Genomic DNA, 11,516 nt, shown 5'->3' on the forward strand with positions numbered 1-11,516 from the left:
CCCTTGATTCATGCTTGATCGATCCGGTCGTCAGGACGGCCCAGGCGCGATCCGGATGGTTCCTGCCTTTCGCAGCGCTTCGATTTCGCTCGACGAAACGCCGATCTCACCCAGGATCTCGCGCGTCTGCTCGCCGATCTGCGGCGGATCGTAGCGGTTGGGCAGGCGGCGGCCGTCCATGGAGATCGGCAACAGCGGCGTTTTTGCTTCGCCACCGTCAGGCAGGTGAATGTTGGTCAGCCCGCCCGACTGGTTCAGATGCGGGTCGTCGAAGAGATCGCCGGGCTTGTTCACCGGCGCGTAGGGCAGATCGAGCTGCTCGAGGCGCGCCGCGAGATCGGCCTTGTCCCATTGCTTGAAGATCTTCGCGATCTCCGGGATCAGCCAGCCGCGATGGTCGACACGGTCGTTGCTCGTCGCAAAGCGCGGATCGGCAAGCCAGGATTCGCGATCGAAGGCGCGGCAGAACGCCTCCCACTGCTCTTCACCGACGATGGTGACGAACAGTTTCGAGCCGTCCCTGGTGTCGAAGAGATCGTAGACAGGCCAGGGGCTGTCCTTGATCGAATAGGGGATCGAGGGCTGGCCGCTGACCACCTCGCACATCATGGCCTGCGCCATCAGGAACACGTTGTTCTCGTAGAGCGCGCTCTGGATGTAGCGACCGCGGCCGGTGCGCTGCCGCTCGGCCAGCGCAGCCTGGATCGCAATCACGCCGAACATGCCACCCATGATGTCGTTGACCGAGGCGCCGGCGCGCATCGGCCGGTCCGGCAGGCCGGTCATGTAGGCAAGGCCGCCCATCATCTGCACGACCTCGTCGAGCGCGAGGCGATTCTCGTACGGGCCGGGCAAATAGCCCTTGAGCGAGCAGTAGATCAGGCGTGGCGCGAAAGCGGCAACCGACTCGTAGTCGAGACCGATCCGCTTCAGCAGGCCGGGTCGGAAATTCTCGATCAGGACGTCGCTGCTCTCGATCAGCCGCCGCGCGACGTTCTGGCCTTCCGCGGTCGACGTATCCAGCGCGATGCTGCGCTTGTTGCGGCTGTAGGTGGCGAAGAAACCGGCAGCCGGTCCCTTGAAATAGCGGGTGCGGTCGCCCTTGGGCGGCTCGACCTTGATCACGTCGGCGCCGAGATCGGCGAGGATCAAGCCGCAGCTCGGCCCCATCACCATCTGGCTGAACTCGATGACCCGAAGGCCGGCCAGCGGACGGAGCTCCGTTGCCGCCTCGGGCGCCGCCGCCGTCATGCCGCCCTCCGTAGCACCTTGGGAATGCCGGCCTCGTGCAGGTGCCCGGTCAGATGTTGTGCCGGGATATGGCGGGCCAGAATCTCGCGCGTTTGCATCAGGCGATCGAGGTCGATGCCGGTGGAAAGTCCCATGCGCTCCAGCATGAACACGAGATCCTCGGTGACGATGTTGCCGCGGGCACCCGGCGCGAACGGACAGCCGCCAAGTCCTGATACCGCGGCGTCGAAACGCCGGATCCCGGCGTCGAGGCCGGCGACGGCATTGGCGAGGCCCGCACCGAGCGTGTCGTGCAGATGCAGCCGCAGCGTCATCTGCGATCCGACTTCGCGCCTGACGGCTTCGACGATCTGCCTGATCAGTTTCGGGGTGGCATAGCCGACGGTGTCGGCGAGCCCGATCTCGTCGGCACCGGCCTCGGCAAAGGCGCGCGCGACCCGGCACACCGCCGCTTCGCTCACCTCGCCTTCCAGCGAGCAGCCGAAGGAGGTGGCGATCGCGCCCATCAGGTGCGGCCGCCGGTCCGCCGGACCGGCGTCGATCGCGGCGCGGACCGCGCGAAACCCGTCGAGCTGCTCTTCGATCGAGCGGCGCACATTGGCGCGGTTGTGCGTCTCGCTGGCGGAGATGACGAAGTAGATGGCGTCGACGCCGGCGGCGATGGCGCGCTCGGCGCCCTTCACGTTCGGCACAAGTGCACCGATGGTCGCGGTCTTGTGCGCCAGCGCGTGCGCCATCACCGCATCGACATCGGCGAATTGCGGCACGACCTTCGGCGGCACGAAGGATCCCGCGTCGATCTCGCGCATGCCGGCGGCGGCGATCGTATCGATCAGCGCGCATTTGGCTTCGGTGGGAACGAACACGTCCAGGTTTTGCAGCCCATCGCGGGGGCCGACCTCGCAAATCAGGACATCCGGCGCATGCGCCATCAGGCTCTCCCTGGCTCGATTGTATATTATTGCGTAAAAGAACAATCCGTGGGACAGTCTGTCAAGCTCAAAATCTGCGTGCACTGCAATGACCGCTTCCGACAATTCTCGACCGCCCGCTTCGAGCAAAGGCGGTTCCGAGCGCGCCGAGCACCTCGCCGGGCTGATCATGGCGCTCGCCCGACGCGAAGGCATGAAGGCTGGCGATCGCTTGATCGAACAACGGCTTGCCGATGCGCTCGATCTTTCACGCGCGCCGATCCGGCTCGGCCTCAAGGCTCTGGAAGCGGCAGGGCTCGCACGCGGCGAGCCGCATCGCGGGTTCGTGCTGGCCAAGCATCCGACCAGTGGCGCCGCCCAGCCAGCCCTCGCGGCAGTCAGGCGCAGCGAGCAGGTCTATACGTCCATCGCAGGCGACGTGCTCGCAAGCCGGCTGCCGGCTGACGTCACCGAGGCGGAGCTGATGCGCCGCTATGGCCTCAGCCGGGCCGAGCTGCAGCGGCTGCTTGACAGGATCGCTGCCGAGGGCTGGATTGCGCGCCTGCCGGGTTATGGCTGGCGCTTCGCAGAGACGGTCTCGAACCCCGAAGCTCACGCCAAGGCCATGGCGTTTCGCGCGGTGATCGAGCCCGCGGCGATCGCACAGCCCGGCTTTGCGCTGCCGCAGGAGGTGATTGCACGCTTGCGCGAGCGCCAGTTGCGCGTGTTCGAAGGCGAGCTCGAGAAGATGACGATCGGCGAGGTCTTTCTTTCCGGTTGCGAATTCCATGAGGAGATCATTCGCGGCGCCGGCAATCCCTTCTTTCTTGAATCGCTCAAGCGCGTGAATTCGATCAGGCGCCTGTTCGCCTATCGCAGCTTCGCCGACCGCGACGGCATGCGGCGGCACGTGCGCGAGCATCTGCGCCTGCTCGAGGTTCTGGAAACGCGGCGTTATGCCGAAGCGGCAGAGCTGATGGCGAAGCACCTGCAACGCCCGCTGGTGGCGGGCTTATCGTAAGCCAACGTGGCTGCCGTCAAGCGGGCGGCGAAAGCAACGCGTGACCGCTCAACGACGCAAGCCGCCCAACGCCGGCGACTCGCCGGGCAGCATTGACGAATTGATGTCGCTGTCCATGCGTCCCGATTGCTGCTGGATGAAACCGGCGCCGAACGACAGGCTGAGGTTGGAGGTCGGCTTGAACTCGACACCCGCGAACGCGCCGTAGCCGGGCGAGGCGCCGGAGGAGAGCGGGGCGAGCGAGCTGCCGATGCCGCCATTGTATTTCAGCGTGTCGAACCCGGCAAAGAACGTGACGGGCATGCCGCCTGCGGTCTTGTAGTTGTAACCGAACTGCGTGCCATCGTAGGAGAGCGCGCTGAAATTGCCGGCCAGCGCAGGCTGACTGAGTCCGCTCAGGCCTAGATTGCCGCGTTCGCTTCCGACGAAGAAACCGGGACGAAAATCATAGCCCGCGTTGGCATCGCCACCCTTGAAGCTCGGAAAATTGCCGTAGCCACCGGAGCCCTGGCCGGCGCTGCCGCCAAAGCCGAAAGGCCCGCCCGGGATCCAATATTGCAGGGGCGCGACTTGCGCATGAGCCGGCGCTCCGCCGAGGCAGACCACCGCGAAGAGAGTTGCGAGACCGCAGGAACGTGCAAGGCTGGACATTCAGGTAACCGTCAAAAAGAGCGGAAACTATATGCCGGGGATCACACGAATACCAGTGACTGGTCGCGCCATCGAGTTCCAGAATTACGTTACCCTGACGTGTTGAACCTCCCGCGCGCCGGACTGACCCACATAGAGGACGCGCAACGCGAGCCGTCGCTTCGATCGTGATCGGCCGGTACGGTCCGGCACCGCACAATTGCACAGATCTTTGAAAATGCCTGACATTGCATGGAGGCTGTCATGGAGGTCAATTCCGACAGGTTGAATGCCTTTATGGGCAAGATGATCACCGAGGTCGGGGCCGCGATGAACGCATCGCTGGTCCTGCTGGGCGACAAGCTCGGCCTCTACCGCGCCCTCGCCGCCAAGGGACCCATGAGCTCCGCCGAGCTCGCAAGCGCCACCGGAACGAACGAACGCTACGTCCGCGAGTGGCTGGCGAGCCAGGCGGCTTCTGGTTACGTCGAATACGATTCCGCTTCCGGCAAGTTCTCGATGCTGCCGGAACAGGCGATGGCGCTTGCCGATGATGACAGCCCGGTCTTCCTCGGCGCGGTCGGCAATGTCATTGCCGCGGCGTTCCTCGATGAGCCGAAAATTACGGACGCATTCAAGTCCGGCAAGGGCGTCGGCTGGAATCGTCGCAGCGAGTGCCTGTTCTGCGGCACCGCCCGGTTCTTCCGCACCGGCTACATGCATCATCTGGTGCAGGAGTGGCTGCCCGCGCTCGAAGGCGTCGTGGACAAGCTGAAGCGCGGTGCCAAGGTCGCCGATGTCGGCTGCGGGCACGGCGTCTCGACACGGCTGATGGCGGAGGCCTTCCCGAACTCCCGCTTCTACGGCTTCGACTATCACGAGGGCTCGATCGAGGCGGCACGAAAGGCGGCCACTGAGGCAAAGCTGGGCGATCGTGTCAGCTTCGCGGTTCACTCGGCGAAGACCTATCCTGCCGAGGGCTACGATCTCGTTTGCTTCTTCGATTGCCTGCACGACATGGGCGATCCCGTCGGCGCCATCAGTCACGTGCGCGAGACCATGGCCAAGGACGGCACCTGCATGCTGGTCGAGCCGTTCGCAGGCGACCGCCTCGAAGACAATCTCAACCCGGTCGGGCGGGTCTACTACGCGGCGTCCACCATGATCTGCACGCCGGCCTCGCTCGATCAGGAGGTGGGCCTCGCGCTGGGCGCGCAAGCCGGCGAGGCAAGGCTGCGCAAGGTCGCCAGCGAAGGCGGCCTGTCGCGCTTCCGCCGCGCCGCCGAAACACCCTTCAACCTGATCCTGGAGGCCCGGATCTGATCCAACGGCGGACGTGCGCGGCCGGCGATGTCAGGCCGCGTCGTCCGTTCCCACACCGAACGTGAGCTGATTGCCGTCGGCATCGACGACGTCGAAATCGCGCATGCGATAGTCGCGGTCCTCCGGACGGTTCAGCAGCCTGGCGCCACGTCGCGATAGTTCGGCATAGATCTGATCGACGTCGCTGACGAAGATGCAGATGCCGCCGTGCCCGGGCAACCGCTTCGTTACCGCCGCCGCAAGCAGATGCAGGCCGACCTCGTCGCGGCAGAGGCAGGCGTAGGACGGAGGCTGACCGTATTCGAAGGTGACCTCGAAGCCGAGCACGTCGCGGTAATAAGCGAGGCTGGCTGTGATGTCGGACACGACGAAGACGGTGGCGGAGCCGGCCATCATCGGGTGTTCGTCGGTCATTGGTCCCTCCCTCCGGCAAGATCCGGCAAGCAATCTCCTGCATGCAGTCTAGCATGCGCGCTGGAGGTCTTGCACGGCCCAAGCCGCACCGTAAGCTGTCGCCGAACAAGGCGGAAGCGCCGAACGACAGCGTCCCGCCACTGCCGCCGCCCGACGCGAAATAACCGCGCCACCATCGCGATCGATGCCGCACGTTTCCCGAAAGCATGGAGAACCCGGTGACATCTGACAATCCAGTCGCCTACGAACGCGCAGGCAACATCGCCCGCATCACGCTGCGCCGCCCGCCCGTCAATGCACTGAGCCTCGAGGTCATCGGTGCGGTGGTCGCGGCCCTGCGTCGCGCAGCGAACGATCCGGAGGCGCGCGTTGTCGTGCTGGCGAGCGCGATCGCCAAGCGCTTTTCGGCCGGCCTCGACCTCGACATCCTGCTGGGCAAATCCGGCGCCGAGATCCGCGAATTCCTCCAGGCGCTCTATATCGACCTTTACGACGCCCAGTATGGGCTCGGAAAGCCGTCGATCGCCGCGGTCGGAGGCGCAGCGCGCGGCGGCGGCATGACCATGGCGGTGTCCTGCGACGTGGTGCTGGCGGCCGAGAGCGCGACGTTCGGCTATCCCGAGATCGACGTCGGCGTCATTCCCGCGATCCACTACGCACACCTGCCGCGCATCGTCGGACGTCATCGCGCGTTCGAGCTGCTGTTCACCGGCCGCGTCTTCACCGCCGCGGAGGCGCGCGAGCTCGGCGTGGTGAACCGCGTCGTCGACGATGCCGGGCTCGACGCCGAGGTGCTGAAGCTCGCGGCGCAATTCGCCGGCAAGTCGGCCGCCGTGCTGCGGATGGGCCGCGCCGCCTTCATGCGCCAGATCGATCTCGACTACCGACGCAGCATCGCAAGTGCAGTGGACGATTTCTGCAATGTCGCGACGTCGGACGAAGCGCAGGAGGGTTTGAGGGCGTTCGTGGAGAAGCGGGCGCCGAAATGGTGAGGGGGGCCGCAGGCCGCCCGGGGCGGCTGAGGTTCAGGCCGTCTTGTCCACCGAGGATGACGAATCCGCAGGCGGATATTTCGTCACCGGCACAGTGAAGGATTTGGAGCCGACCTGGTAGATGATCTTGCCGCTTTGTCCGTCGTCGGTCGAGATCTGCGACTGCCCGAACATGATGACGTTCCTGTAGACGTAGCCGGTGCCCTGGCGGGTGATACCGTCGGTGGTGACGCTGACCGTCGCCTCCTTGCCGTTGATGGCCAGCACGCGAAAGCTCGCGCTCTTGCCGATGTCGGCAGAATAGCCGCCCCAGCTTCCCATGAGGATGCTGTCGGAACCCGGCGCCGCCTGTTTCTGCAAAGTCGCGCTCTGCTTGCCAACGCCCGAGGAGAACAGGAGCACCAGGTTCTTGCCATCCTTGGTGCCGACCGTGACGTTGCCGTAGCTTATGGTCGCACCATTGACCTCGCCGATACCGCGCTCGGTGTACCCATTATGGGTGTACTCGATCTGGGCCCTGGCCCCGCGGATGTTCACGACCTTGAAGCCGACGGCCTGGTTGTTGCCTGCCCAATTGCCCTTCCAGTCACCCACCAGACTGCTCTGGTGATACACCCGCTCGTTGGCGGGCGAAATCTGGCTGGTGCTCGATGTGACGATGGCCATTGGATTGCTCGGCGGATTTGTCTGACAGACCCGCTTCTGTTCGCGCGCCGGACGGCGAAGTCAGAACTTTATCCGGAAACAACGGGAAGCAGGCCGATTAGGGCCACGCAGCAGTTAACGCGTGGTTAAATTCGACCGCGGGCGGGACAGGGCAAAAGGTCTCATTCGGGGTGGTGCGGATCAGCGCCCCCAGCGGTCCGACCAGATCTTCTCACCGATCAAGCAGCTGACCCGCGGCTCCTTGTCGGCAACGCGCCTCACGGGGCGCTCCGGCACGCGGCCCGCGACCTCCATCAGGAGCTTGGTACGGATCGCCTCCTTGAACTTGTCGCGATCCTTGATCGTGATGACGAAGGAGCCGGGACCGCCGATGACGCAGTCCTCGTAGTAGTAATCGAGATTATCGATATCCATGGTCGAATAGGACGGCTCCTTGACCATGATCGGCAGGCCGTTGATGACGATGCCCTTCTCGAGCGCGGCGTCGCGCGCCGCCGTCACCGGGCCGCCATTGTTGTTCGGACCGTCACCGGAAATGTCGATCACGCGGCGCAAGCCGCGATAGGGATCCTCGTCGAACAACGGCATCGCGAACGTGATCGCCCCGGAGATCGAGGTGCGCGAGGCGCGCCGGATCGGCGTCTTCAATATCTCGGCGGCGACCGCATCCGCCGTCTCCGGTCCGTCGACCAGCCGCCACGGGATGATGATCTTCTGATCGCTGGAAGCGGCCCATTCGAAGTAAGTCACCGCGATCCGGCCATTCGGCCCGAGCTTCAGCGCCTGGAGGAATTCCTTCGACTGGATCGCCTGCGCATAGCCTTCGCGCTGGATTGCGAGCTCGTCCATGTCCATGGAGTAGGAGACGTCGACCGCGAGGATCAGCTCGACATCGACCGTCTGCGCGTCCCGGTCGGCCGCTAGCCGCTGTGGCGGACTCTTGCTCGGCTCAAATTTGGGCCCTGGTGCCGCGATGCCCGCGATATCCCCTCCGGCGAGTACGCCGGCCACCAGCACAGCCCCGATCGAGAACAGCATGCGCATCGCAGTCTCCCGTCGTATGACGCGATGGTGACATGCAATCGCCTTGCCGCAAAGTCCGAAGATCGCTTGCGCTTCACATTCCGGTTAGGAATTCGCGAGTTGGGAATGCGCACGTCACGCAAAGCTGCCGCCGTGTTGCCGCGCTTGCGCCATGGAGACACGCGCGATCGCTCACGCCATCATTCCGGGGCGTCCCGCAGCATCGAGCTGAGGACGGACCTTCCCCGCCCACTTGTCCGGTGCGATTTCCATGCTAGGCTGGATATACAGATGGGGATGGAGTCCCCCGACAACCGCCCGTCGGCCTGTAACCGTAGTGGGCTGATGACTCCTGCTCGAGGAGGGGCAATCTCAAAGCCTCGACCTTTGGCGGGAGCATGGACAAACCCGCCGATGGCGGGTTTTTTGTTGCCTGAAGGCGAAGGTCAGGGCGTGACGACGACGACACCGAATGCTGCGCGTGCGGGGCTGCCCAGGGGGATCTGGGTGCTCGGCTTCGTCTCGATGCTGATGGATGTCTCCTCCGAGATGATCCACGCGCTGCTGCCGGTCTATCTCGTCACCGTGCTCGGGGCCTCCACGCTCACGGTCGGCTTCATCGAGGGCATCGCCGAAGCGACCGCCTCGATCACAAAGATCTTCTCCGGCGCATTGTCCGACTGGCTCGGCCGGCGCAAGCTCCTCGCGGCGCTCGGCTACGGGCTGGCCGCGCTGACAAAACCGCTGTTCCCGCTTGCCCCCAGCGTTGGTTGGCTGATCGCCGCGCGCTTCATCGACCGCGTCGGCAAGGGTATTCGCGGCGCACCGCGCGATGCGCTGATCGCCGATGTCGCACCTGCGGGTTTGCGCGGCGCGAGCTTCGGCCTGCGGCAGTCGCTCGACACCATCGGCGCATTCGTCGGACCGCTCGTGGCGATCGGCCTGATGTGGTGGACGGCGGATAATTTTGCCCTTGTCTTCTGGGTGGCGGTGCTGCCGGCCTTCCTGTCTTTCGGTCTGATCGCATTCGCTGTGAGCGAGCCGGAGCCGGACCCAAGCCGGGAGCCAGCGAAGAATCCGCTGAACACCGCCGCCATACGGCAGCTCGGATCCGCATACTGGCGCGTCGTCGCGGTCGGCGTGGTGTTCACGCTCGCCCGCTTCAGCGAGGCCTTTTTGATCCTGCGCGCGCAGAACATCGGTCTCTCTGCGATGTGGGTGCCGGCGGTGCTGGTGCTGATGAACGTGGCCTATGCCCTGTCGGCCTATCCGGCCGGCGTGCTGTCGGACCGGATCAACCGGACCGGCCTGCTCGCGCTCGGCCTCGTCTTCCTCGCGGCCGCCGACCTCGCGCTCGCGCTGCTGCCTAGCCTCGCAGGCCTCGCGCTCGGCGTCGTGCTGTGGGGGCTGCACATGGGATTGACCCAAGGCCTGCTGTTGGCCCTCGTCGCCGACGCCGCGCCGCCGAGCCTGCGCGGCACCGCATTCGGCTATTTCAACCTGTTCACGGGACTGGCCTTGCTGGCCGCAAGCGTGATCGCCGGCGCGCTGTGGGATGCCTATGGTCCGGCGGGCACGTTTTTGGCCGGGCTCGGCTTCGCGCTGGTTGCGCTCGCAGGGCTGCTCGCCGTCGGCAATGGTCTGGCAGCGGAAGACAAATGATGATGGAGGGCGTTCGTCGTGTTGAGCGGAGTGATCGCAATCGTGGTCGGCAGCGTTCTTGGCGGCTGCGCGCGCTATTTCGTCTCGGGCGCGATCGCGCGGCGGCTGGGCGAGACCTTTCCCTGGGGCACCATGACCATCAACGTCACCGGCGCCTTCGTGATCGGCATTTTCGGCGCGCTGGCAACCCATCCCGGCTCGGTGTTCGCCTCCCCCAATCCCTGGCTGTTCGCGGTGACCGGGTTCCTCGGCTGCTACACCACGGTGTCCTCGTTCAGCCTGCAGACACTGACGCTCGCCCGCAACGGCGAGCCACTGCACGCGCTCGGCAATGTCGTGTTCTCGGTCGGGCTTTGCCTTGCCGCCGTCAGTCTCGGCTTTGTCCTCGCTGACGGTCTCGGAGGCTAGAAGCCGATGGCCGTTCCCTCCTCCATCGACCGCTGGCGCAGCGCGATGCTCTATGCCTGGGTCTCCTTCGGCAGCGTCCTTGGCGGCCTCGCGCGCTATTTCGTCTCCCTCGTGCTCGACACCGGCCCGGGCTTCCCCGTCGCGACGCTGTTCATCAATGCCACGGGATCGCTGATCATCGGCTTCTACGCGACGCTGACCGGCCCCGACGGCCGCGTGCTGGCGCGGCCCGAGCACCGGCAATTCGTCATGACCGGATTTTGCGGCGGCTACACCACCTTCTCGGCCTTCAGCCTGGAGACCTTCCGCCTGTTCCACGGCGGCATGAAATACACGGCACTCGCCTATATCGCGGCATCCGTCATCTGCTGGCTGGTGTCCGTGTGGCTCGGCCATATGATGGCAAGCCGCTACAACCGCTTGACGAGGAGCTGACCATGCAAATCCCCAATCAGGCTGTTTCGCTCCGGATCTTCATCGGCGAGAGCGACCATTTCGACGGCAAGCCGCTTTACGAAGCGATCGTGACGACGGCGCGCGAGCGGCATCTCGCGGGCGCCACCGTGCTGCGCGGCCCGATGGGGTTCGGCAAGTCGAGCCGGCTGCACACCTCGAAGATCCTGCGGCTGTCGGAAGACCTGCCGCTGCTGATCGAGATCGTCGACAGCGAGGACAGCATCAACGCATTCCTGCCCATCCTGGATGGCATGATGTCGAGCGGCCTGATCACCTTGGAGAAGGTGCAGGTCCTGCAATATGGTGCGAGGGCCGCACACTGAGCACCGCGGCTGAACCGAGCCCGCCGTTTCCGGGAGGCGGAATGAACGACACCGTTACCAAGCCGAAAACCAGGACGAAGACCAAGGTCGAGCGGCCCAAGCTGCACAAGGTCATCCTGATCAACGACGACTTCACGCCACGCGAATTCGTCACGATGATCCTCAAGGCCGAGTTCCGCATGACGGAGGATCAGGCCTACAAGGTCATGATCACCGCGCACAAGCTGGGCGCCTGCGTGGTCGCCGTGTTCACCAGGGACGTCGCCGAAACCAAGGCTACCCGCGCCACCGACGCCGGCCGCGCCAAGGGCTATCCGCTGCTGTTCAGTAAGCGACGTTCGCGTCCCACTCGCAAAGGTTTGGCGTGGGGATTGCAGTCTGTTGATCAACGTGTTTGCAAATCGTTGGCGGGGGGTATGGAGGCGGCAACGACGGA

13 protein-coding genes, 1 pseudogene and 1 riboswitch are annotated in these 11,516 nt (G+C 65.0%); of the genes and pseudogenes, 8 read left to right on the top strand and 6 right to left on the bottom strand.

From position 1 onward, the window contains the following. Positions 1 to 30 precede the first annotated feature (30 nt). Together QJT78_RS34750 and QJT78_RS34755 are read right to left on the bottom strand one after the other, a co-directional pair. Positions 31 to 1,251, bottom strand: coding sequence for a CaiB/BaiF CoA-transferase family protein (locus QJT78_RS34750; protein ID WP_028148190.1), 1,221 nt, complete (start codon positions 1,249 to 1,251; stop codon positions 31 to 33). Beyond that, the gene (locus tag QJT78_RS34755; RefSeq protein WP_049807852.1) at positions 1,248 to 2,183 is read right to left on the bottom strand and encodes a hydroxymethylglutaryl-CoA lyase; all 936 of its coding nucleotides are present in this window, start codon (positions 2,181 to 2,183) and stop codon (positions 1,248 to 1,250) included. Before QJT78_RS34755 ends, QJT78_RS34750 begins: the two co-directional genes overlap by 4 nt. A gap of 88 nt (positions 2,184 to 2,271) precedes the next feature. Between QJT78_RS34755 and QJT78_RS34760 the strand changes: the two genes are divergently transcribed. Beyond that, a complete protein-coding gene (locus QJT78_RS34760; protein WP_028148261.1) occupies positions 2,272 to 3,183 on the top strand; it encodes a GntR family transcriptional regulator in 912 nt (303 codons plus the stop codon). A 48-nt stretch (positions 3,184 to 3,231) separates the two neighbouring features. Here the strand turns inward: QJT78_RS34760 and QJT78_RS34765 are convergent, their stop codons facing one another. After that, the gene (locus QJT78_RS34765; protein ID WP_038944377.1) at positions 3,232 to 3,834 is read right to left on the bottom strand and encodes a hypothetical protein; all 603 of its coding nucleotides are present in this window, start codon (positions 3,832 to 3,834) and stop codon (positions 3,232 to 3,234) included. A 243-nt stretch (positions 3,835 to 4,077) separates the two neighbouring features. Here QJT78_RS34765 and QJT78_RS34770 point away from each other — a divergent pair, with 243 nt between their 5' ends. Beyond that, positions 4,078 to 5,136: a class I SAM-dependent methyltransferase gene (locus tag QJT78_RS34770; protein WP_028148193.1), complete on the top strand. Its 1,059-nt coding sequence runs from the start codon at positions 4,078 to 4,080 to the stop codon at positions 5,134 to 5,136. A gap of 30 nt (positions 5,137 to 5,166) precedes the next feature. Here the strand turns inward: QJT78_RS34770 and QJT78_RS34775 are convergent, their stop codons facing one another. Then, positions 5,167 to 5,550 (bottom strand): VOC family protein, encoded by a 384-nt coding sequence (locus QJT78_RS34775; protein ID WP_028148194.1) that lies wholly within the window; start codon positions 5,548 to 5,550, stop codon positions 5,167 to 5,169. Between the two features lie 218 nt (positions 5,551 to 5,768). Between QJT78_RS34775 and QJT78_RS34780 the strand changes: the two genes are divergently transcribed. Continuing rightward, positions 5,769 to 6,542, top strand: coding sequence for an enoyl-CoA hydratase/isomerase family protein (locus tag QJT78_RS34780; protein ID WP_028148195.1), 774 nt, complete (start codon positions 5,769 to 5,771; stop codon positions 6,540 to 6,542). A gap of 33 nt (positions 6,543 to 6,575) precedes the next feature. On the opposite strand, the gene QJT78_RS34785 is transcribed toward QJT78_RS34780, so the two are convergent. Next, positions 6,576 to 7,208 (bottom strand): hypothetical protein, encoded by a 633-nt coding sequence (locus QJT78_RS34785; RefSeq protein WP_028148196.1) that lies wholly within the window; start codon positions 7,206 to 7,208, stop codon positions 6,576 to 6,578. 180 nt (positions 7,209 to 7,388) lie between these two features. Next, entirely contained in the window at positions 7,389 to 8,252 is an 864-nt protein-coding gene (locus tag QJT78_RS34790) for a DUF1194 domain-containing protein (RefSeq protein ID WP_028148197.1), read from the bottom strand. Positions 8,253 to 8,515: 263 nt separating this feature from the next. Further along, positions 8,516 to 8,593: riboswitch (Fluoride riboswitch) on the top strand. A 52-nt stretch (positions 8,594 to 8,645) separates the two neighbouring features. On the opposite strand from QJT78_RS34790, the gene QJT78_RS34795 reads away from it, so the two are divergent. The 5 genes and pseudogenes from QJT78_RS34795 to clpS all read left to right on the top strand — a co-directional run. Then, complete coding sequence (locus QJT78_RS34795) at positions 8,646 to 9,893, top strand: MFS transporter (RefSeq protein ID WP_038953375.1); 1,248 nt, start codon at positions 8,646 to 8,648, stop codon at positions 9,891 to 9,893. An 18-nt stretch (positions 9,894 to 9,911) separates the two neighbouring features. Then, entirely contained in the window at positions 9,912 to 10,301 is a 390-nt protein-coding gene (crcB, locus tag QJT78_RS34800) for a fluoride efflux transporter CrcB (protein WP_028148199.1), read from the top strand. A 6-nt stretch (positions 10,302 to 10,307) separates the two neighbouring features. Next, complete coding sequence (crcB, locus tag QJT78_RS34805; RefSeq protein WP_028148200.1) at positions 10,308 to 10,736, top strand: fluoride efflux transporter CrcB; 429 nt, start codon at positions 10,308 to 10,310, stop codon at positions 10,734 to 10,736. A 2-nt stretch (positions 10,737 to 10,738) separates the two neighbouring features. Further along, on the top strand, positions 10,739 to 11,080 hold the full coding sequence (locus tag QJT78_RS34810) for a DUF190 domain-containing protein (RefSeq protein WP_038944380.1): 342 nt from the start codon (positions 10,739 to 10,741) through the stop codon (positions 11,078 to 11,080). 41 nt (positions 11,081 to 11,121) lie between these two features. Further along, positions 11,122 to 11,409: pseudogene (gene clpS, locus QJT78_RS34815) on the top strand (ATP-dependent Clp protease adapter ClpS); the annotation flags it as partial. Positions 11,410 to 11,516: the final 107 nt, after the last annotated feature.

It is taken from the genome of Bradyrhizobium sp. Mp27 (genome assembly GCF_029953005.1).
Classification (GTDB): Bacteria; Pseudomonadota; Alphaproteobacteria; order Rhizobiales; family Xanthobacteraceae; genus Bradyrhizobium; species Bradyrhizobium barranii.